Genomic DNA, 20404 nt, shown 5'->3' with positions numbered 1-20404 from the left:
TTCGCTGTTTACAGTCAGCTGGTGACGACGGCCGCGCTGGTATTCGATCCTTTCTCGCAGGAGTTCTTCGACAACCCCTACGAGATTTACGACCGGATGCGCCACGACACCCCGGTCTACTACAGCGAGCAGTACGACTTCTATGCGCTGTGCACACATCGCGATGTGGCCGCGGCGTTCAAGGACCACGCCACGTTCTCGTCGGCGTTCGGGGTTGATCTGGCAATGGTGCGCGCCGGTGGGCCGCCGGCAGGTACGAGCATTCTGCAGCTCATGGATCCACCCGATCACCGGTATATGCGCAGTGTGCTGAACAAGATGTTCACCCCCCGGGCGATCGAGACGCAGCGGTCGATGATCGCCGCGATCATCGACGGGTACATCGCGGCAATCGACGGTGACGATTTCGATGTCGTCGAGAGCTTGGCCGCGCCGTCTCCCGCCGAAGTGATCACATCGATGCTCGGCGTCCCCGAGGAATACGTGCAGAAATTCCGGTTGTGGTCCGACATCTCGCTGCACCGCGAACCCGGTCAGGTCGAGATGAGCGAAGAAGGGCGCCAGGCGAACCTGCAGAAGGCGGCGGTTCTGGTCGAATGTCTGGCGGATCATCGTGCCCACCCCCGCGAGGATCTGTTCACCCTGCTGATCGATGCCGATATCGAACGCGCCGGTGGTGCGAAGACCAAGCTGACCGACGCCGAAATCATCGGTTTCGCACTGCAACTGGGCGGGGCCGGTTCGGAGACGGTGACCAAGTTGCTGGCGAGCGCGGTGCACGTGTTCGGGCGCGAGCAAGACCAGTGGGCTCGGCTCGCGGCAGACCCGGATCGGATCCCTGCTGCCATCGAGGAGTTGTTGCGCTACGACAACCCCGTCCAGTACGACGTTCGGCGCTCGATGAAAGACGTCACCATCCGGGGTGTGACGATCCCGGCGCACAAGCCGGTGTTCCTGTTGCTGGCGGCCGCAAACCGCGACCCCGATGCCTGGGCGAACGCGGACACGTTCGACATCGACCGTGACCGGACGGAGTCACAAAACCTCGGCTTCGGATACGGGATCCACAGCTGCCTGGGCGCGGCGCTAGCCCGGATGGAAAGCAGGATCGCGCTCGAGAAGCTGCTGACGCTGATGCCTCGGTATGAGGTCGACTGGGACGGATGTGCGCGCGTGCACATGGCCAACGTCGTTGGCTGGTCGCGGGTCCCCGTGCACGTGAAGCGCTGACCTCGCGCTTCCCGCCTCGGATAGGGAAGGATCGTATCCGTGGACACTGACGGGCCGGCAGGCGAGAAGGCCTTGCTGGTGCCCGGAGACACCTGCTGGCAGTCGGCACAGGCAGATCGCTTCGCCGCCATCATCGACGGCGCCGACTACCTGCGGCATGTGAAGGCCGCCATGTTGGGCGCTCGCCACCGGATCGTCGTCATCGGCTGGGACCTGGATTACCGCACCGCCTTCGAACGTGGCGAGCAGACGCTGGAGGGGCCCAATCAACTCGGCTTGTTGCTGCACTGGCTGCTGTGGCGGCAGCGCGGCCTCAACGTGTATCTGTTGAAGTCCAATCTTCGCCTGCTGCCCGCCTTCGACGGGTTCTGGTTCGGGGTGGCGCCCGTGAGTCTGTTGAACCAATTCACCTCGGCACGTATGCATTTCGCTGTCGACGGCGCGCACCCGACCGGTGCGGTGCACCATCAGAAGATCGTGGTCATCGACGACACCGTGGCATTCTGCGGTGGCCTGGACTTGACGCTCGGGCGTTGGGATACCTCCGAGCATCGGCCGGTGGATCCCCGTAGGCGCGGACCAGGTGACCCGTATGGACCACGCCACGAGGTTGTCGCCGCGGTCGACGGTGCCGCCGCGGGCGTGCTCGCCGAGCAGGCGCGGGACCGGTGGGAGGCGGCGACCGGCCGCGTACTGCCCACGCTCGATGATTCGCCGCCGGCCTGGCCCGATGGGCTCAACCCGGGGCTGCGCAACGTCGAGGTCGGGGTGGCGCGCACGCTTCCCGCGCTGCCACAGCGCGACGAAGTCCGAGAGGTCGAGTCGCTCGATCTCGCGGCGATCGCCGCCGCACGCGACGTCATCTACCTCGAGAATCAGTACTTCGCGGCGCGCAGTATCGCTGAGGCGATAGCCGAGCGCCTGCGCGAGCCGGACGGTCCCGACGTCGTGATCATTCTGCCGCGCAGCTCCGAGAGCCGCTTGGAGCAAGAGTCGATGGACAGCGCCCGGGAACTGCTCTTCCGGTTACTCAAGGCAGCGGACTCCCATGGGCGCCTGGGCGTCTACTGGCCGGCCGCAGGCAAGGGCGTGTCGGTCTACGTGCACTCGAAGGTCATGGTGATCGATGGCCGGCTGCTTCGTATCGGCTCCTCGAATTTCAACAACAGGTCGCTGGGCTTTGACAGCGAATGCGATGTGGCCATCGAAGCGCTTCCCGGACGGGAAGACTGCTCCGCGGTCGAGGGCGAAATCCTGCGGATACGAGACGCTCTGGTATCCGAGCATCTTGGCGTGTCCGTCGAGGAATTCCGCGATGAGATGGAGCGCAGCGGAGGGTTCCTGTCGAGCATTGAAGCGCTGCGGGGTACCGGCCGTTCGCTGCGCGCACTGACGGCCACCATGGTGGCGGCGGACGCCAGTCCCTTCGCGGAGAACGACCTGATGGATCCCGACCACGTGCCGCCGTCCATCGCGGAGAGCGCATTCAAACTCATCGAGTCAGTGGCGTTGTGGCCGCTGCGACACTCGATCATCGGGACGCTGTACCGGAAGCTTCGCGGTTGGTGAAGTCGGGGCTACGGCCCAGATGACGCAGGATGCGGTCGAAATCGCTTGCGCCGTCGACGGGTTCGATCGCCGCGTCGAACGGGACTGCGTCGAGGTCACGGACTTCGCCGTCGGGCACCGCAAGCACCAACGGCAGGACGGCCGCGAGGACGTCGGCGGGCAGTTCGTAGTCGACACCGAGGGTGGCCGCGACGTCCCACCCATGGACGACGTAGTCGACGAAGTGGAAGCCCATCGCGATCGATCCGGGGAACACGGCGTTCTCGCCGAATTCGGGCAGTGCGAACGGAGCGTCGTCGGCCCCGTCGGCCCCGAATGCCTCGAGGACGTCATTGGCCGCTTCGGCATAGGCGCGGGCGGGGTCCACCCGGACCGCATCGACAACCGTCTCCACCCGCCAGTTGTTGACGTCAGCACCGTGACCCCGGGCTGCGGCGGCGAATCCGCGGTGCTGGACGGTCATGTGGGCGAGCAGATCAGCGAGATTCCAGCCGGCGCAGGGTGTCGGGCGGTCGAGATCAGCGGGCCGGACGGTGTCGACGACTTCGATCGACTTGGTCACGGCAATGCGATGTTCATTAGTAGGCATCTGCTTACGGTATGCGTGTGTCTACGATAGCGCAATGCCTATGATGGCGCAGTGGCGGACAAACCCCGGCGCCCCGATCTCGCGGCCATGGTCGCGCCGCTGCTTCGTGAGTTGATCGCCGCGGAGGAGCCGGTGCTCGCGGCCCACGACGTGTCGATGTGGGGCTATGTCGTGCTGTCAGCGCTCGACGCGTCTCCGATGCGCACGCAGACCGCGCTGGCGGCGGCCATCGGCGCCGATAAGACCCGCATCATCCGCGACCTCGACGAACTCCAACAGCGCGGCCTGATCGAGCGCATGCCCGATCCCGACGACCGCCGCGTGCGGCTACTCGCGATCACCGACGCGGGCCGCGCCGTCAAAAACGCCGTCCAGAAGGAGATCCAGCGCGGCGAGGAACACTGGCTGCGCGACCTGTCCGCCGACGAGCGGCGAACGTTCCTTCGAGTCCTCGGTCGGTTGGCCGCAACCGACCCGCGCTGAGCGCGATCGCAGGCTGTCTATCAGGCGCGCAGCCGAAGCCACGGAGTTACAGTGTTGTGCGGTAGATAGGGTGCATTTCTATTTTGCCGTGCCGAGCATGACGGCACCGGTACACACTGGCGGGAACGAGGCGGGCATCTAGTGGGGGGGTTGCTGGAACGCGACGCGGTGCTCACCGAACTGGGTGGGCTGGCGCGGGCAGCGAACCGGGGCGTGGGCCGGGTGGTATTGCTGCGCGGCGAGGCCGGGGTCGGTAAGACCGCGGTCGTTACCCGCTTTACCGCGACGCTCGACAGCGGTCTACGCGTGCTGCGGGGCTGGTGCGATCCGTTGGCTGCGCCGCGACCCTTGGGCCCACTGCTGGACGCGCTCGTCGGAGTGGGCCCAGCCGCGGCCGCCGCATTGGACGCAGCGATCGAATCCGGCGACACCGGCGCTCTGTATCGGCGCCTACTGGCGCTGTTGCGCGACGGACACCGCTGGGTGTGGGTTATCGAGGATGCGCACTGGGCTGACGGGGCCACCCTCGATCTGATCCGCTTCCTGGCCCGCCGGATCGACTCGCTGCCACTGCTGTTGATCGTGACCTTCCGCGATGACGAACTCGACCGGGAACATCCGTTGTCGATCACGCTGGGCGACGTGGCGACCTGTGCTGCCGTCAGTCGCTACGGATTAAAGCCGCTGAGTCGCGACGCCGTGGCGGTGCTGGCTGCCGGCAGCGGCGTCAATGCTGAAGAGTTGCACCAGATCACCGGCGGAAACGCGTTTTTCGCCAGTGAGGTGTTGGCGGCCGGGGACGACGTTTTGGGACAAAATGCTTTGCCGCACAGCGTGTCTGATGCGGTCCGCGGCCGGATGAGTCGGCTGTCGGCAGCGGGGCGCGAAACGGCGCAGGCGGTCGCAGTGTGCGGACCGCGCGTCGACCCCGCGCTGCTGGAGAGTGTGTGTCCCGCAGCGAGCGTCGGGTTGGCCGAGTGCCTCGACGCCGCGGTGCTGGTCACCGACTGGGACGCGATCGGGTTTCGCCACGAGCTGGCCCGCCGCGCAACACTGGATCAAATCCCCGACCATCAGCACAAGGCTCTGCACACCCGTGCGCTGGCTGCTCTTGCGACGCCACCCGTGGATCCGAACACGTTGCCGGCGATGACCTTTCACGCTGACCAGGCCGGCGACCAGGCGGCCGTCATTCGCTACGGCGTAGCCGCCGCGGAGCGGGCCGCGGGACTACGCGCCAACCGGCAGGCCACTGAGCTCTACGAGGTGGTGTTGCGCCACGCCGTCGACACCCCTGCCGAGCAGAAAGTCGTTTGGCTCGAACAACATGCGTTGGCCAGCTACCTCAGCGGCCTCGGCTTGGTGTCCGTGCAGTCTTACCGCGCCGCTGTCGCACAACGTCATGAGTTGGGGGACCGAGCCGGCGAGGGTGAAGACCTTCGGTGGCTATCCCACATGTTGTGGGCGATGGGGCGCACCGCCGAGGCTGTCGAGACCGGCCTGGCGTCTCTGCGCATGCTCGAAGACCTCGGACCGTCCCCACAACTGGCCTGGTCGCTGGCGAATATGACCGCGCTGTCCGTGTCCAGCTACAACCCCGTGTGCCCGGATTACGTCTCTCGGTGCATTGCCGTGGGCACCGAGATCGGCGATACCGAGGTGGTGGCGCGGGCCCGCTGTTACGCGGCGCTGCACGTCGTATTGGAGACCGACACCGGCTGGGACGAGCTCGAGGCTGAGTGGCGGGGCGCAATGGGGCCGACGGTGCTGGCCGAGCATGTCGGAATCATCGGTGGGTTGATCTCCTGGACGGCGGCGCTCCATCACGATGTGGACCGGGCCGATCGCGTCATCGCCGAGGCGCTTGAGTTCTGTCATGAGCACGATGTGGGTACTTTCGCAGCGCTGCTCACGGGCTCCCGGGCCCTCAATGAGCTGAACCGCGGCGACTGGGACCGCGCCCTCGCGAGCGCCGATGATGTGCTCACGCGCCCCACGCTGGCTCCCCTCATTTACCTGATGCCGCTCACCACGGTCGCGTTGATCCAGGCCCGTCGCGGTACTCATCGTGTCGGGCCGCTGCTCGACGAGGCTCTCGAGGCCGCGGGAGCCGACGACCTTTTCCGCGCCGGCTTCGTGTGGGCCGCGCGCGCCGAAGCTGCCTGGCTGGCCGGTGATGACGACGCCGCTCGAGCCGAGGCCCAAAGCGGGCTGGTCGCGGCCACAAGTGGCCGGGCGGATCCCTGGCTGGTCGATCCCCTGCTGCGCTGGGCACATCTGGCCGGTCAGCCTCTCGATACTCCTCCGACGGCCCACACCATCACGCCCTACCGGCACGAGATCAACGGGGACTGGCAGGCCGCCGCTGAAGAGTGGACACGGCGCGCCTGCCCCTACGACGCGGCCATCGCGCAGCTCGGTGGTGATGCCACCGCGGTTGAGGCAGCGCTGGCGACATTCCGTCGCCTCGGAGCGAAGGCGGCGGCGCGGCGCGCCCAACAGCGCCTGACTGCACTGCGCGGCACCAGGAGTCGCGGTCGCAACTCCGACACGTTGTCCGATCCCGATGGGTTGACTCGCCGGGAACGTGAGGTGCTCACACTGATCGCGGCCGGACACAGTGACGCCGAGATCGCGACCAAGCTGTCCATCAGTCCCAAGACCGCCGGGCACCACGTCGCGGCGATCCTGACCAAACTGGGCGTCGAGAACCGCACCCAAGCTGCGGCTCACTCGCTGCAACCGGACCGAGCGCGGTAGTCACTCACGGTGGTTAGTGTCCGCCGCAGAGCGGGCGCGACAAATCGGGAATGCTCCCCATATCTGTTCTATGGCGCCGGGGATACTTCGCGCGAAATGTAGGGAATTCTCCCGATCCGTCGGGCCCACGCGCCGACGCACACTTCTCAACGGGGGTTCACCCTGTGATGGCGTCGAAGGGAATACGGGCATGAAGACTGAAGCGGCACAAACCGTTTGCGCACCAGCCTCACCGTGGGGCGCGGGCGTTCGTCTCGTCCCGACCGGATTGGCCGTCGCAGCGGTGACCATTCTGCTGTCCGGCGCACCCGTCGACCTGATCGCCGGGGCGTTGCCCGCGGCACCGAAGCTGGAGCTGACCGTAGCGTCGGAACCCTATGGCGGTGCGCCAAGAGCTGTGCCGATCGCCAAGCAATCTGTTGTGCAGCAGTCCCCTACGGTCACACCCGTCAGCCCTCGGGCCACGCTGATACAGACCGATATCGCAGCGCCTCTGCGACGCACCGGTCTGATCGCCGTGCCACTGCCAACGTCAACGCTTGCTGGCTCACGGCGACATGGCAATGGGCCGGACACTTCTCAGCCCAGCGCGAAGGTGATCTCCGCCTCGGCGAGCCCGCTGGCGGGCTTCGCGATCAGGGACCCCTTCGGCACGCTGTGGATCGGCAACGGCGCGGACGGTGCGCTTCCGGGTGAAGCGGGCGAGAACGGCGGCATCCTGTGGGGCAGCGGCGGAAACGGCGCCCATGGCGCGGCCAACCAACTCGGGGGCAGCGGCGGTAACGGCGGACTGTTCGGCGGCGACGGCGGTTCGGGTGGCACTGGCGGAAGCAGTTCCGGTGCAGCGACTCCCGGCAATGGCGGAAACGGTGGCAGCGCGGGCTTGTTCGGCAACGGCGGTTCGGGTGGGTATGGCGGCCTGGCCGCCTATGGGGACGACGGCACTGACGGAACCAGCACGCAACCGGCCGGTTCAGGTGACAACGCCAGCCCCGGCGGAAACGGCGGCAACGGCGGCAACGGCGGCTTGCTCACCGGCAATGGCGGCGACGGCGGAGGAGCCGGCCACGGCGGCACCGGCGGGGCGGGTGGCACCGGCGGCATCGGCAAGTTTGGCGACAGCGGGGTTGCCGGCGGAACGGGCGGTGCCGGTGGACCGGGCGGCACCGGAGGCAACGGGGGCACCGGGGGCAACGGTGGTCGCGGCGGATTTCTCAGCGGCAATGGCGGCGCCGGCGCATACGGCGGCGGCGGTGGCAATGGCGGCTTCGGCGGCTTCGGCGGTCAGGGCGGCCAGGCCGGGACCGGCGCCAACGGCGGGACGGGCGGTCCCGGCGGCACAGGCGGCACCGGGGGCAGCGGTGGCAGAGGTGGTACCGGTGGAGCGGGTGGACTGCTCGGCCACGCGGGACCCGGCGGCATCGGCGGCCAAGGAGGACCTGGAGGTCGAGGCCTTGGCGGCGGATACGGCGGACCTACCGGGACCAAGTCCGGCGGCGCTGGCGGCGTGGGTGCGTACGGCACCAGCGGTGGCTCGAGTAACGCTAGGAATGGTCGGGCCGGTGGCGCCGGCGCTGCCGGTGGCCACGGCGGGCCCGGCGGCGACGGCGGGTCGGGCGGTACCGTCTAGCCAAGTTGTTGCAGCAGGGTTGGACCATCGCACGCGGGGGTACGCCGACTTTGCGGTGCGACCGATCGGCTCGCGCTCACTAAACGCGAGGAACCTCATGCCAATACGTCATCTGCCACGACTTCTCAGCGCAGCCGTCGTCTCCGCCGGAGCGATTTTCTGCTCCATATCCGCCGCTCCCGCGTTTGCCGACGCTTGCCCCGATGTGGCACTCATCTTCGCGCGCGGCACCGGCGAGGCACCCGGCGTCGGCGGCGTCGGCCAGTCGTACGTCGATGCCTTGCGTGAACAGCTCGGGCCGCGGACGCTCGACGTCTACCCGGTGAACTATGCCGCCAGCGACGATTTCGCCAACCGGGAGGAGTTCGCCCGTACCGTCATCGACGGCGTCCGCGACGCCGGGTCGCACGTCCAGTCCACCGCCGCGAACTGCCCCGGTACCAAGATCGTGCTCGGCGGTTACTCCCAGGGCGCGATCGTCGCCGGCTACGTGACGGCCAACCAGGTCCCGGCAGGCGTGCCTGCGGCAGTCGCGCCGCAGCCGCTGCCGGCGAGCGTGGCGAACCACGTCGCCGCGGTGACATTGTTCGGCACGCCGTCACCCGAGTTCTTGGCGCAGTACAGCGCACCCGATCTGACCATCGGACCGAGCTATACCCCGAAGACCCTGGAGCTGTGCGCACCGGGTGACTCCATATGCGACGGCACGCCTGGTGGCCAGCCGGGCTTTGCGCACATCACCTATGGATTCAACGGAATGACCACTCAGGCAGCGCAATACGCCGTCGAGCGGATCGGCGCTGCCGGCAATAACGGCTAGTGACTCGGGACTGACGGGTCGGGGATGGCGTTGTCGATGAGAACGGCTGCGATGGCGGCGGCGGTTTCGAACGTTTCTGTGTTGAGAACTCGGTTGCGGGCCGAAGCGCCGTCCAAGAGCAGCGCCAGTTGTTCACCAAGCTGGTCGGGGTTGGCGGCGCCGGCCTCGCGCGCGGTTTCGGTGAGCCGCGCGGCGAAAGCCTTCTTGTAGTCGGCCGCGTGCACCCGGGCCGGGTGGCCAGGGTCATTGATCTCGACGGCCGCCGCGATGAACGGGCACAGCGGCCCGTGAAGGTCGAACGCGGCGAGGAGCCGTTCTCGGGGTGTGAGATCGGTGCGGTCGAACACCTCGGGCAGGACGTCGGGATCGAATCGGCGTAGGTGTTCGGCGATCAGCTCATCCTTGCTGCTGAAGTGCTGGTAGAAGGTGCGTTTGGACACCTGAGCCACCGCGCAGAGTTGGTCCAGGCCGGTGCTGTTGATGCCCTGATCGCGGAACAGTTGTCGTGACGCGCCGAGGATGCGCTCTCGTGCGCCCCTGCCGCGGCGCAGGCCCTGCGGCCCCTTTTCCAGCTCCGTCATGCACGCAGTTTAGCCCAGTTTGGTACTGATCGGTGTACATAGCTTGCATACCGGGTAGTCCTTCGATACGTTAAGCACGCCGATCGGTGTACATAGGTTCGGCAGTATTCGATGATTGGAGTTATCGTGGGAAAACTTGATGGCAAGGTCGCGGTGATCACCGGCGCGACAAGTGGTTTGGCGTTGGCCGGTGCCAAGTTGTTCGTTGACGAAGGCGCTCACGTCTTCATCTCGGGGCGACGACAGGATGCGCTGGACGATGCCGTCGCGCAGATCGGCCGGAATGTGACCGGCGTGCAGGCCGACTCGGCCAGCCTCGACGATCTGGACCGTTTGTATGACGTGGTCAAGCGGGAAAAGGGCTCGATCGACGTGTTGTGGGCGAGTTCCGGGACCGGCGAGCAGAGCAGGCTCGGCGAGATCACCGAGGAGCAGTTCGATGCCGCCTTCGGGCTGAATGCGCGCGGCACGCTGTTCACGGTGCAAAAGGCGCTGCCACTGTTCAACGATGGCGGCTCGATCTTCATGACCGGGTCGAACGCTTCGCTCAAGGGCTATCCGGAGTGGAGTGTGTACGCGGGAAGCAAGGCCGTGCTGGTCGCCTACGCGCGGGTGTGGTTGAACGAGTTGAAGGACAGAAAGATTCGGGTGAACGTGCTGACGCCCGGCCAGGTCGCCACCGCCAAGCAGGAGGAGTTGTTCGACGAGGCGATGAAGGCGCAGTTCGAATCCCAGATCCCTCGGGGCAAGATGGGCAGCCCCGAGGAGATCGCGTCCGTCGCGCTGTTCCTCGCCTCAGCCGACTCGAGTTACGTCAACGGCATGGAATTGGTTGTCGACGGCGGTGTTTCAGCGATATGACCACATTCGCCCCGCACCGCGACACCGTGGAGTCGTTCGTCGACGCCATGCATGGCGGCGCAGACAACGACGCACTTTCGGAAATCCTCGCCGAGGACGTGGTGCTGTACGGACCGCTCAGCGACCGGCCAGTCGCCGGCCGCAAGGCAGTCCTGGAAGCCATCCGGGCGGTCGGCGCGATCGCGACCGACCTCACCTACAAAGAAGTGCTCAGCGGCAAGACGCACCATGCCGCGTACTTCCGGCTGCAGATCGACGACACCGTGGTCGACGGGATGGACAGGTTCCTCCTCGACGCGGACGGCACGATCGCCGAGGTGACCATCTGGTGGCGTCCGTTGCCGTCCGGTGTGCGGATGCAACAGCTCCTTGGGCTGGATTGAGCTGCGACGTAAACCATTTCAACTACTAGCTTGAACGGGACATCTTATGAGCAACATCAGCATCATCGGTACAGGGAACATGGCGCGCACCATCGGCACACTGGCGGTAGCGGGCGGCAACACCGTCGAGGTCATCGGCCGCGATCAGACCAAGGCCGCCGAGCTGGCCAAGGACCTCGGTGGCGGCGCCACGACGGCGGAGTTCGGCGCTGTCCCGGCCGGCGACATCGTCATCGTGGCCGTGCTCTACGCCAACGTCGTTGCGGTCGTCGCTGAGTACGGAAATGCCTTGGCGGGCAAAGTCATCGTCGACATCAGCAACCCCTTCAACTCCGCGGCCGACGGGCTGGCCATCCCCGACGACACATCGGTCGCGCAGGAAGTCGCCAAGGTGGCACCGGCCGGCGCCAGTGTGGTGAAGGCATTCAACACAGTCTTCGGTGTTGTCCTGGCCCAAGGCCGGCCGCTGGACGTCTTCATCGCCGGTGACGACGCGCGGGCCAAGGCGAGCGTGGGCGGGTTTGTCGCAAGTCTCAATCTGCGCCCACGGGACGTTGGTGGCTTGCACATGGCGCACTGGCTGGAAGGAGCGGGGCTGATCATGATGGGCCTCGCCCGCCACGGGGTGGGGAACTTCGACTTCGCGCTCGGCGTCACCGTTTCCGGCTGAGCCGCACCGCGAGCTCGTTCACATCGGCGGGGCGTCGCCGTCCTTGGCCAGGTGGTCCAGGACCCGTTGGTTGAGGGCGGTGAGCGCTTCCAGTTCAGCCGGGGTGAACAGGTCGACGAAGTTCCGGCGGACGTCCTGCACGTGCCCAGGCGCCGCATTCTCGATGGCGGCGCGACCGGCAGGCAGCAGACAGACCATGGTGCTACGAGCGTCGCCAGGATTGGGTTCCCGGCTGATCAGCCCGTCGCTCTGCATGCGCCGGACCTGGTGGGAAAGACGGCTCTTTTCCCAGCCCAGTGCGTTGCACAGCTCGCGGGCGGACATGCGGTCCCCGTCGAGAGCCGAGAGGACCGCGAGCACCTCGTAGTCGGCCCCGGACAGGCCCGCTTCCTGCAGACGTCGGGTCAGATGGAACTCAAGTCGATAGTGCGCATCGACGAAGGTTTGCCAGGCACGCGCTTCGCCCGCGTTCAGCCAGTTCGGTTCCATCAGCCTCCGCCCCTTCGCCATTTGGTTGACACATCTACCAAATCCTCTATGGTGGAGGAGTCAACCTTTTCGCCTGAGTCTAGACGGGACGTGCTGGCGCAGGCCCTGGAGCACGCCCACTCCGTCACGCACGCCAATTCTTCCTCGGCGCCAACCGTCAAAAGGAGAGCAACATGCGCGTTTTCATCACCGGCGGGACCGGTCACGCCGGCTCGCACATCATCCCCGAGCTCCTCGCCGCCGGGCACGTGGTCACCGGCCTGGCCCGATCGGACGCATCCTCAGAGGCCCTGTCCGCGCTCGGGGCGACGGTTCGACGCGGCGACCTCGAGGACCTCGACGGGCTCAAGGAGGCGGCCGCGGACTCTGATGGCGTCATCCACGTCGCGCACAGGCAAGACCTGCTTCCGATTGGCGGGATGGACGCTGTGGCCGCCGCCGAGCTCCCAATCATGCTCGCCTACGGCGAGGCGCTTGCGGGAACCGGAAAGCCACTCGTCGCAGCAGGCAGCATCGGCTCGCCGGGAAACCTGGGCCGACCGGCCACCGAAGAAGACCCAGCCCTACCCAGCCGCGAAGAGGACAAGGGCACGCTGCGGGCTCGTAACGTTGTGGAACAGGCTGTGATCGGCCTCGCCGAGCAGGGGGTGCGATCCTCAATCGTGCGGCTCCCGCTCATTGCGCACGGCACGACCGATAACGCCGGCTTCCTGCCGGGGCTGATCGCACTCGCCAAGGAGAAGGGCGTCGCCGGCTACCCCGGAGACGGCACGAATCTTTGGTGCGCCGTGCATATTCGCGATGTCGCCTCCCTCTTCCGCCTGGCGTTGGAGAAGGGTCCGGCGGGCAGATATTGGCACGCGGTTCACGATGAGGGCATCGCGTTCCGCGACATCGCCGAGGCCATCGGCAGCCGTGTGGGCCTGCCCGCCGCGAGCATCCCCATGGATGTCCTGATGCTGCCGGGATACTTCGGCCAGTTCATGAATCTGGTCACCGGAACCTTCCCGGCGACCAGCGTCATCACCCGCCAGACCCTCGGCTGGGAACCCGTTGAGCCCACATTGATGGCCGACGTGGACAACGGTCACTACTTCACCGGCAGCTAAAACCTCAGCACGACAACCGAATACCCACACTACGAGGAGTAGCCATGACCACGTTCGCCCCGCACCGTGCCACCTTGGAGTCCTTCGTCGACTGCATCCACGGCGGCGTCGACGAGGACACACTCGCCGGGCTGCTCGCCGAGGACGTGCGGCTATACGGACCGTTCGGCGATGAGCCAGTCGCCGGCCGCGACGCCGCCGTGCAGACCATCAAGAAAGTCAACACACTGTCGTCTGACGACACCTACATGGAGGTCCTCAGCGGCGAGACCCACCACGCCGCACACTTCCGTCTGCAAGTCGGAGACGCCGCGGTCAACGGAATCTTCTTCGTCCTGCTCGACGAGGACGCCAAGATCGCCGAGGTGAGCATCTTCTACCGCACGCTGCCTGCTGGCGTTGCGCTACAACGCAACCTCGCGGAGGCAATCGGCATGCCGCCCTGGGAATTACGCACCAACGAGCAGTGACAACCGCGACCGTGCCCTGCGCCCTGCGGGCGGCACGCTCACCCGTTTAGTTCAAAAGAGAAGTTAGGAAATCACATGAGTAGCATCAGCATCATCGGCACCGGCAACATGGCCGGCACCATCGGCACGCTGGCAGTCGCCGGCGGCAACACCGTCGAGATCATCGGCCGCGATAAGTCCAGGGCCGCTGACCTCGCCACGGCTCTCGGCGGGGCCACGACGGGAGAGTTCGGCGCCGTCCCGGCCGGAGACATCGTCATCGTGGCGCTGAAGTACGCCGACGTCGTTCCGGTCGTCACCCAGTACGGAAATGCCTTGGCGGGCAAGGTCATCATCGATATCAGCAACCCCGTCAATGCCGCTGCCGACGGGCTTGCCACGCCCGAGGACACCTCGAGCGCAGAGCAAGTCGCCGCAGCAGCCCCGGCCAGCGCCAGCGTAGTGAAGGCATTCAACACCACCTTCGGTGCTGTCCTGGCCAAGAGTCAGACGCTGGACGTCCTCATCGCCGGTGACGACGCGCGGGCCAAGGCGGCAGTGGCCGAGTTCGTCGAAAGTCTCAAGCTGCGCCCACTGGACGTCGGTGGCTTGAACATGGCGCACTACCTGGAAGGAACGGGCCTGGTCATGATCGGTCTCGCCCAACACGGTGTGGGGAACTTCGACTTCGCTCTCAGCGTCGACGTTTCCGGCTGAGGCCGCCTACTGATCTTGGCTCGTGCCGTCCGCTCGCTCGCCGATGAACTCGACCCCGGCGGTAATGGCAGGGCGGTGGCGCAGGACCCGGTAGTGGGCCAGGCGGCCGAGCCCCTTTGTGGTCAGGAATTGGGCGCCCGGCCATGACGCGGCCAGTCGCGCACTGGCGGCATACGGGCTGTCCGGGTCGTCGGGGTCGTGGATGAGAAGCAGCGGAGGGTAGTTGGCTCGTCGACCGACGCCGGTCATATTCGTCTCACGAAGCGGCATGGCGATTCGCTTTTCCAGACGACGGTGCAGGCCCGCGCGGATACGTCGGCCGAAGCCGTGGCGTGCGGCGAACAGGTCTAGATAGAGCGGAAAATCGGCCATGGGTGCGAAGAAGACCAGGCGTCCTACCGGTGTGCCATCTGCTGCGGCCAATGCCGTCGCGTTCGCGCCGAGTGAGTGAGCGACCACCGCGTGGGCGGGCCCATGGGTCTCGATCATGGCCGCGATCGCGGCGGCACACTCTGCGGATGTGGTGCGCCCGGGAGCGAGCGCACCTGGCTCGGAATCGTTATGGCTGGGCAAGTCGAACGCAATGACCCGATACCCGGCCTCCACCAGCGGTTTGACGAACATGGCCAAATGCGGGCGCTGCCCGCCCCAACCGTGCACGAGGTATACCGGCGGCCCCTCGCCCCATTCCTCACCAGCGACTCGATGCCCATCCCAATACGCCTCTACCGGGCTGCCTGGGGACACCCCCGGTGGCATGCGCAGACTCGACTCGAGAATCGGTGGAGTGCACCACAACTCGACCGCCCACCGCGATCCCAACCACGGCGCCAGCCGTTCGAGCAGCCGAAACCGTCGGCGCACCTGGTCCTCAACCGGGGGAAGAATTCCAGAGCCATCGACATCGAGCGGGGGGACCTCGCCGGCCTGGCCTTGCGCCGACGCGGGTGGGGGTGGTCCTTCCGTCATGAACCTCGATGGTAGTCGCGGCCTGGCTGCGTCGGTTCTGTGGGACAGGGCGGGCGTGACGTCGGGCGGACTAGCCGGTGAAGCCCTCACCCTTTGTCGACTGGTCGTGGTGGCTGAAGGTCAGCGGGATGTGCCGACCGCGGGCGATCTTGCTGAGCGCGGCGATCCGCTCGCGCGCAGCCGCGCCGCTCTTCTTCCTGCGCTCACGGATGGGGTTGGACCACGGCAGCCTGTCGGCCACCATGGCGATGCCGACGTTGACTTTGGTGAGGTGCGTGAAGATGCGCACTCGGCGTTCGAAGTTGTAGCCCAGGGGCTCAAAGAGCGTCCCCGCGACCATGGCCTCGATTTGCTTGTATCCGAACACGACGCCTGCCGGCGTCAGCGCGATGCTGGCCGTGATCTGGTTGGCGTAGCGGGCGGCCACCTTCTTGGCAAGCGCGGGCAGCGCTTCCGTCAGCGTCCTCAGGTGTACGGGACCGGCGATGGCGTCGACGAGCTCGGCCCGCCACGGGGATGGGTTGCCACCCCTGGCGAGAACATAATTCAGCGATTTGATCAGCTCGATGCCGTTTGGAGAGTGCAGCGGTTCCGGGGCTCCCCACAGCCGCCCGGAGAACGACGAATATTCGGCGAGATCCTCGAGCTGTTGCGGAGTCAGCTTGCGCCCGAAGGCATGGTCGACGAGACGTCCGAGCAGCATGCCGCTGCCGAACCCCAGCAACGACGTCACGGGAATCGGTTCGCCGAACTTGAGATAGACGTCGTCACCCCACTTCCGCCGCAACCCGCGACTGGCCAGTGCGTGCATCAACCGCACCCGCACCACGTCTTGGAATGCGTCCGAATGGCGGTCGAAGATGTCGGGCAGCGTGAATTCTGCGAATACCCGGGCGGTTTCGATGAAGCGGCGTGGGCCGTCGTCGGCGAATCGGCCTGTGGCGCCGGTGGCTGCTGAGATATCCCCGGTCATCGCGGTCTCGTAGAACGCCCACCCGCGGATGATCGTTGTGGCGGCAACAGTGCTCGACATCGCCAGCATCCGGCCTCGTTCGGCGGCGACGAGATCGAATTGGGCAGGCAGCTGATCCACATGCTCGAAGAGGTCAACGAGCTCGCGTGGAGGATCCACGAGTGTCTCGATGCCCTGGGTCAACGCCTGCTCGAAGAGTGCGCGGCCCTGCTCGTAGCCGAGCCGCTCGAACGCCTCGACCGCGCCGATCATGAGTTCGTCGCGTTGCCAGAAATAATCGTCACGGATGCGGGTGAGGTCGCTGGGTTCGAGCTCTTTGGCGACGTCGATCCACTCGCCGAAGATGAATTCGCGCATAAAACGCCACTGGTCGGCGAACTGGTCGCGACCAGGCGGGATGGGCCGCAACGGCCGGTCGGGGTGGTCACGCCGGTTGAAGTCGACGTCCTCGAGGAGGATCTCCGGACGCTCACCAGTCACCGTCATGAAGCGACGTTATCGCGGACGTGGCTATTTGGGAACGCCGGTTTCCGGTTTGGCGTCTGCCCTTGGACGAAGAGGGGTCACTGGTGTGGGACGGCCGCGGCTCGGTGATCGCTACCCACCTTCGGCCATCAGCCGAGACGAAACCCAGCGCACTCCGCACAGCGCCAGGGATCAGTCATCATCGTGCAACAGATTCGGCACACTGAGTTCGAAGGTAAATTCACGGTCGCCGATGCGGATCAGGTCTCCGCCTGAGAGTGTCGCACTGGGATGGATACGCCGGTTCGACACGTACACACCATTGGTGGAGTTCAGGTCGGCAATGACGAAGCCGCTGCCGGTCTCGATGATGGCCGCGTGATGCCGGCTGATCTTCGCATCGTCAAACACGATGTTGTTGTCGGGGCTGCGTCCAATTCGAGTGCTGAACGCGCGCAACGGAAGCGCAGTCCCGTCAGCGCCACGAAGTACCGGGCCGTCTGGATGTTCGGTGAGGATGGCCAGCGACTCCCCGAGGACTTTGATGGTGGCATCGGCGCGCAGCTGGGCACCTTTGGCGGCATCGAGTGGTTCCTGACGCAACATTTGTCCATGCAAGGCCTGCGCCACAGGATCTGGATCGATGCCGAGATCTTCGTCCAGTGCAGTTTTCAATCGGTGATAGGCGTCGAGCGCTTCGGCTTGGCGCTGAGTTAGGTAATACGCCCTCATGAGTTGCAGCCACAGCGGCTCACGGTAGGGATGTTCGGCAGTCAAGGTTTCGAGTTCATTGATGACCATGTGGCTTCGGCCACAAGCGATTTCAGCTTCGGCGCGGGCTATCTGCGTCGTCAGCTTCTCTTCGCACAGCGCAGTGGCGAACGCTTCAAAGAAGGTGAACTCACGCAGGTCGTCAAGCACTGGCCCACGCCACTGCGACAATGCGGCTGACAGATGCTCGCTGGCCTGCCCGAAGCGGCCGTCAACGAGAGCAGCGATGCCATCGGTCCGTTCGACTCCGAATCGACCGACATCACAGTCGTCGTCAGGAACCGACAATCGGTACCCCGGTGGTGTCCTGGCCAAGACGGCGCGGGTGTCAATCCCATTGCCTGCCATCAGAGCACGCAGATTGGATACGTACGTCTGCAGCGCGGCCCGCGCTCCGGAGTGCGGCGCATCCCCCCAGACGGCGCTGATCAATTCGTCGATCCCGACCGTACGGTTGCGGTGGATCACCAGCATCGCAAATACTGCGCGCTGCTTATGCGAGCCGAGCTGCACCGCTGTCTCGCCGACTCGCATCTCACACGCCCCGAGTATGCCGGCCCGGATATCGTTCTGCGCCATCCCTTTACCCGGTGGCCCCATTGATTGTGGGCTTGTCAACCATGCCGCTCTCAATCCCCCATTTCGCGGCGATGTTCCGGTACTCCCCGGTCTCCATCAGATGCTCAAGTGCCCGTCGCAGCGGCTCCGAGAGTCCTGAGCCCTTGGCAACGGCCCAGCCGTACGGCGCAACGTCAAATACCTCACCAGCGGCCACCAATCGGCCCGTGCTGAGCTTGATCGCAAACCCGGCCGCCGGAGAGTCGAGCGACATCGCATCGAGTTCACCGTTGAGCAACGCCTGGGTGAGTTCGTTATGAAGCATGAAGACCACCGTCTGTATCGGCTTCAGTCCCGTTGCCACGCACGCATCGCTTTTCGCCGGAACCTCGTCGGTCGCCTGGAGACTGCCCGATTGGACCCCGACTTTGAGTCCGCACGCGGCGGTGGGATCGATCGGCGGCCCTGGCCGCTGCACCCACAAGGTGCCGGCCCGGAAATAGTTGACGAAATCGACCTCTTTTTCACGTTCGCGGGTATCCGTGATCCCGGCTGCCCCTACTTCGAGGTCACCTCGCTGGACCGCGGGGACGATGTCCTCGAAATTGGCCAGGTTTTGGTATTCCGCTGTCAGCCCGAGTGTCTGTGCGACCGCATTCATCAGGTCGACATCGAATCCGACAATGTCGCCGGTGGAGTTCCTGAACTCAAAGGGCGCGAAGGGCACTTCGACGCCGACGGTCAACCGGCCGGCCGTGCTGATGCCTGCAGGCAACATCGCCGCGATCTCGGGGACCACGCCCGCGGGCGAAGATGCGGTGTTCCGCTCCGCACCGTCAGCGCTGCCCGGCTCACCGCGCCAGTGCACGAACCCGAAGATGCCCGCCGCGATCAGCAGCAGCACGACACCTGCCCAACCGAGTGCGCGCCGACGGCCCGATCCGGCAGGCCCACGCGCAGCGGCCTCGGTCGAATGCTCAACCTGCCGTTGCCGAGTGGCCCGATGACTATCGCCGCCGCCATGTAGCGCCATCTCATCAACAACTGAGTTGCGGGCTGCCTGCAACTGCTGAAGGTGCTGACCCAACTCGCGAGCGGTAGGCCGCGCCTGCGGATCACGAGCCATCGCTGACACCACCACCGCCGCGACGTCCGCGGGCATGTCGTGCGTGTCGATCTCAGGTACCGGCCCCGCAGTGACGCGCACAAACTGCGCCACCACCTGCTCACCATCGAGCCGCTCAAACGCCGCATGCCCGGTCAGCGCGGTGAACAACGTCGCACCCAACCCGTACACGTCGGACGCCTCACTCGCTGGCTGCCCAGACAACACCTCCGGCGCGGTGTATGCCGGCGACCCGGTAAACACGCCCGTCTCCGTCTCGAACCCACCGGCCAGATGAGCGATACCGAAGTCGGTGAGCGCGGGCTCGCCATAGTCGGTCAGCAAGATATTGGCCGGCTTGACATCACGGTGCACGATGCCCTGACGGTGCGCCGAATCCAGTGCCCCGGCGAGCTTCACCCCGGCGTGCAGAACCTCGTCGAGGCCCACGACGCCAGCCTCAGCGATCCGCGCATGCAGGGAACCTCGCAAGTAAAAGGGCATCACCAGAAAGGGCTGCCCTCGCGCAGTCTCGCCGACCTGCAGGACCGGGACGATATTGGGGTGGCCCGTCAGCCGGGCCATCGCCTGCTGTTCGCGGATGAACCTGGGGCGGTTGTCCTCCAGATCAGCGGTCAGCACTTTGACGGCAACAACGCGACTCAATTCGACCTGCACACACCGGTACACAATCCCGAACCCACCGCGCCCGATTTGCCTGGCTTCGTCAAAGCCCTCGGCAGCCAACAGCATCGGCAGCACGTCGCCCTCATCGCGCTGCGTCGTAAATCGATCACCCGCCATTGCCCCAACGACCTGCCTTTAAGTCAGACACCCAAGATACCCACGCCGCACGCGCCGCACCTGCTTTGACCTTCAGGTATCGCCGGTGAGTCGGCCCAGGGCCCGGTCATTTGAGAACTATTTGAGGCTGCCGCGGATGCTGGTTCACGCCCTCGCCGACAACACCGCCATATCCAGGAGCAGGCCATGAACGCAACCACTCTCCTCACCACCCGGCCGCAGCGCGCGCTCCAGCCCAACCACAGCCTGACGACGGCACGGCCCAAGCGCGCACTCAACCCCAACCACAGCCTGACGACGGCACGGCCGAAGCGGGCCATCAGCGTCAACCACAGCCTGATCGCAGCACGACCCAAGCACGTGATCTGGACCAAACACAGCCTCGCCCCCGCAGTGCGCGGCCGGGTGTGACGGACCAG

General features: G+C 65.9%; 20 protein-coding genes. 13 read left to right on the top strand and 7 right to left on the bottom strand.

The genetic code is table 11. The features are described from left to right. The first annotated feature begins 21 nt into the window (after positions 1–21). Positions 22–1230: a cytochrome P450 gene (locus SLQ31_RS00975; RefSeq protein WP_319428855.1), complete on the top strand. Its 1209-nt coding sequence runs from the start codon at positions 22–24 to the stop codon at positions 1228–1230. Positions 1231–1269: 39 nt separating this feature from the next. Then, positions 1270–2799, top strand: coding sequence for a phospholipase D-like domain-containing protein (locus SLQ31_RS00970; protein WP_319428854.1), 1530 nt, complete (start codon positions 1270–1272; stop codon positions 2797–2799). Here SLQ31_RS00970 and SLQ31_RS00965 read toward each other — a convergent pair. Beyond that, entirely contained in the window at positions 2762–3388 is a 627-nt protein-coding gene (locus SLQ31_RS00965) for a TIGR03086 family metal-binding protein (protein ID WP_319428852.1), read from the bottom strand. The two genes, SLQ31_RS00970 and SLQ31_RS00965, sit on opposite strands and share 38 nt — an antisense overlap. A gap of 87 nt (positions 3389–3475) precedes the next feature. Between SLQ31_RS00965 and SLQ31_RS00960 the strand changes: the two genes are divergently transcribed. The 4 genes from SLQ31_RS00960 (at position 3476) to SLQ31_RS00945 (ending at position 9081) form a co-directional block, all read left to right on the top strand. Next, entirely contained in the window at positions 3476–3871 is a 396-nt protein-coding gene (locus tag SLQ31_RS00960; RefSeq protein ID WP_413641846.1) for a MarR family winged helix-turn-helix transcriptional regulator, read from the top strand. Between the two features lie 141 nt (positions 3872–4012). Then, positions 4013–6631: an ATP-binding protein gene (locus SLQ31_RS00955; protein WP_319428848.1), complete on the top strand. Its 2619-nt coding sequence runs from the start codon at positions 4013–4015 to the stop codon at positions 6629–6631. A 190-nt stretch (positions 6632–6821) separates the two neighbouring features. Then, a complete protein-coding gene (locus SLQ31_RS00950) occupies positions 6822–8261 on the top strand; it encodes a PE family protein (protein ID WP_319428846.1) in 1440 nt (479 codons plus the stop codon). Between the two features lie 97 nt (positions 8262–8358). Beyond that, positions 8359–9081, top strand: a complete 723-nt coding sequence (locus SLQ31_RS00945) for a cutinase family protein (protein WP_319428845.1) — start codon at positions 8359–8361, stop codon at positions 9079–9081. Here SLQ31_RS00945 and SLQ31_RS00940 read toward each other — a convergent pair. After that, positions 9078–9662 carry a TetR/AcrR family transcriptional regulator gene (locus tag SLQ31_RS00940; RefSeq protein ID WP_319428843.1) on the bottom strand — a complete coding sequence of 195 codons (585 nt, stop codon included), beginning with the start codon at positions 9660–9662 and terminating at the stop codon, positions 9078–9080. The genes SLQ31_RS00945 and SLQ31_RS00940 overlap by 4 nt on opposite strands. Positions 9663–9788: 126 nt before the next feature. Here SLQ31_RS00940 and SLQ31_RS00935 point away from each other — a divergent pair, with 126 nt between their 5' ends. From SLQ31_RS00935 to SLQ31_RS00925, 3 genes are read left to right on the top strand one after another with little or no spacing between them, the layout of a single operon-like run. Next, positions 9789–10523, top strand: coding sequence for an SDR family NAD(P)-dependent oxidoreductase (locus tag SLQ31_RS00935; protein ID WP_319428841.1), 735 nt, complete (start codon positions 9789–9791; stop codon positions 10521–10523). Beyond that, on the top strand, positions 10520–10906 hold the full coding sequence (locus tag SLQ31_RS00930; protein ID WP_319428839.1) for a nuclear transport factor 2 family protein: 387 nt from the start codon (positions 10520–10522) through the stop codon (positions 10904–10906). The genes SLQ31_RS00935 and SLQ31_RS00930 overlap by 4 nt, the downstream gene beginning before the upstream one ends. Positions 10907–10952: 46 nt before the next feature. Continuing rightward, a complete protein-coding gene (locus SLQ31_RS00925) occupies positions 10953–11576 on the top strand; it encodes an NADPH-dependent F420 reductase (protein WP_319428837.1) in 624 nt (207 codons plus the stop codon). Between the two features lie 18 nt (positions 11577–11594). On the opposite strand, the gene SLQ31_RS00920 is transcribed toward SLQ31_RS00925, so the two are convergent. Beyond that, entirely contained in the window at positions 11595–12065 is a 471-nt protein-coding gene (locus tag SLQ31_RS00920) for a MarR family winged helix-turn-helix transcriptional regulator (protein WP_319428835.1), read from the bottom strand. A gap of 173 nt (positions 12066–12238) precedes the next feature. Between SLQ31_RS00920 and SLQ31_RS00915 the strand changes: the two genes are divergently transcribed. From SLQ31_RS00915 to SLQ31_RS00905, 3 genes are all read left to right on the top strand, one after another. Continuing rightward, the gene (locus SLQ31_RS00915; protein ID WP_319428833.1) at positions 12239–13174 is read left to right on the top strand and encodes an SDR family oxidoreductase; all 936 of its coding nucleotides are present in this window, start codon (positions 12239–12241) and stop codon (positions 13172–13174) included. 44 nt (positions 13175–13218) lie between these two features. Beyond that, positions 13219–13644, top strand: a complete 426-nt coding sequence (locus SLQ31_RS00910; protein WP_319428831.1) for a hypothetical protein — start codon at positions 13219–13221, stop codon at positions 13642–13644. Positions 13645–13719: 75 nt separating this feature from the next. Then, positions 13720–14340, top strand: coding sequence for an NADPH-dependent F420 reductase (locus SLQ31_RS00905; RefSeq protein WP_319428829.1), 621 nt, complete (start codon positions 13720–13722; stop codon positions 14338–14340). A gap of 6 nt (positions 14341–14346) precedes the next feature. On the opposite strand, the gene SLQ31_RS00900 is transcribed toward SLQ31_RS00905, so the two are convergent. The 4 genes from SLQ31_RS00900 to SLQ31_RS00885 all read right to left on the bottom strand — a co-directional run bounded on the left by SLQ31_RS00900 (position 14347) and on the right by SLQ31_RS00885 (position 19985). After that, on the bottom strand, positions 14347–15309 hold the full coding sequence (locus tag SLQ31_RS00900; protein ID WP_319428827.1) for an alpha/beta fold hydrolase: 963 nt from the start codon (positions 15307–15309) through the stop codon (positions 14347–14349). 70 nt (positions 15310–15379) lie between these two features. Further along, positions 15380–16768 (bottom strand): oxygenase MpaB family protein, encoded by a 1389-nt coding sequence (locus SLQ31_RS00895; RefSeq protein ID WP_319428825.1) that lies wholly within the window; start codon positions 16766–16768, stop codon positions 15380–15382. A gap of 171 nt (positions 16769–16939) precedes the next feature. Then, complete coding sequence (locus SLQ31_RS00890) at positions 16940–18097, bottom strand: BTAD domain-containing putative transcriptional regulator (protein ID WP_319428823.1); 1158 nt, start codon at positions 18095–18097, stop codon at positions 16940–16942. A gap of 4 nt (positions 18098–18101) precedes the next feature. Continuing rightward, entirely contained in the window at positions 18102–19985 is a 1884-nt protein-coding gene (locus SLQ31_RS00885) for a bifunctional serine/threonine-protein kinase/transporter substrate-binding domain-containing protein (protein ID WP_413641491.1), read from the bottom strand. Positions 19986–20171: 186 nt separating this feature from the next. On the opposite strand from SLQ31_RS00885, the gene SLQ31_RS00880 reads away from it, so the two are divergent. Continuing rightward, entirely contained in the window at positions 20172–20396 is a 225-nt protein-coding gene (locus SLQ31_RS00880; RefSeq protein WP_319428821.1) for a hypothetical protein, read from the top strand. Positions 20397–20404 lie beyond the last annotated feature (8 nt).

This window comes from Mycobacterium sp. RTGN5 (genome assembly GCF_033804465.1).
GTDB lineage: Bacteria > Actinomycetota > Actinomycetes > Mycobacteriales > Mycobacteriaceae > Mycobacterium.
This window is presented reverse-complemented; position numbering and strand designations above follow the sequence as displayed.

Bases quoted from the DNA above. Each gene is read 5' to 3' on its own strand.
- SLQ31_RS00895 (WP_319428825.1), bottom strand. From the start codon at position 16,768: ATGACGGTGACTGGTGAGCGTCCGGAGATCCTCCTCGAGGACGTCGAC.
- SLQ31_RS00905 (WP_319428829.1), top strand. From the start codon at position 13,720: ATGAGTAGCATCAGCATCATCGGCACCGGCAACATGGCCGGCACCATC.
- SLQ31_RS00920 (WP_319428835.1), bottom strand. From the start codon at position 12,065: ATGGAACCGAACTGGCTGAACGCGGGCGAAGCGCGTGCCTGGCAAACC.
- SLQ31_RS00910 (WP_319428831.1), top strand. From the start codon at position 13,219: ATGACCACGTTCGCCCCGCACCGTGCCACCTTGGAGTCCTTCGTCGAC.
- SLQ31_RS00915 (WP_319428833.1), top strand. From the start codon at position 12,239: ATGCGCGTTTTCATCACCGGCGGGACCGGTCACGCCGGCTCGCACATC.
- SLQ31_RS00890 (WP_319428823.1), bottom strand. From the start codon at position 18,097: ATGGCGCAGAACGATATCCGGGCCGGCATACTCGGGGCGTGTGAGATG.
- SLQ31_RS00965 (WP_319428852.1), bottom strand. From the start codon at position 3,388: ATGCCTACTAATGAACATCGCATTGCCGTGACCAAGTCGATCGAAGTC.
- SLQ31_RS00950 (WP_319428846.1), top strand. From the start codon at position 6,822: ATGAAGACTGAAGCGGCACAAACCGTTTGCGCACCAGCCTCACCGTGG.
- SLQ31_RS00885 (WP_413641491.1), bottom strand. From the start codon at position 19,985: ATGGCGGGTGATCGATTTACGACGCAGCGCGATGAGGGCGACGTGCTG.
- SLQ31_RS00945 (WP_319428845.1), top strand. From the start codon at position 8,359: ATGCCAATACGTCATCTGCCACGACTTCTCAGCGCAGCCGTCGTCTCC.
- SLQ31_RS00930 (WP_319428839.1), top strand. From the start codon at position 10,520: ATGACCACATTCGCCCCGCACCGCGACACCGTGGAGTCGTTCGTCGAC.
- SLQ31_RS00925 (WP_319428837.1), top strand. From the start codon at position 10,953: ATGAGCAACATCAGCATCATCGGTACAGGGAACATGGCGCGCACCATC.
- SLQ31_RS00940 (WP_319428843.1), bottom strand. From the start codon at position 9,662: ATGACGGAGCTGGAAAAGGGGCCGCAGGGCCTGCGCCGCGGCAGGGGC.
- SLQ31_RS00960 (WP_413641846.1), top strand. From the start codon at position 3,476: ATGGTCGCGCCGCTGCTTCGTGAGTTGATCGCCGCGGAGGAGCCGGTG.
- SLQ31_RS00880 (WP_319428821.1), top strand. From the start codon at position 20,172: ATGAACGCAACCACTCTCCTCACCACCCGGCCGCAGCGCGCGCTCCAG.
- SLQ31_RS00900 (WP_319428827.1), bottom strand. From the start codon at position 15,309: ATGACGGAAGGACCACCCCCACCCGCGTCGGCGCAAGGCCAGGCCGGC.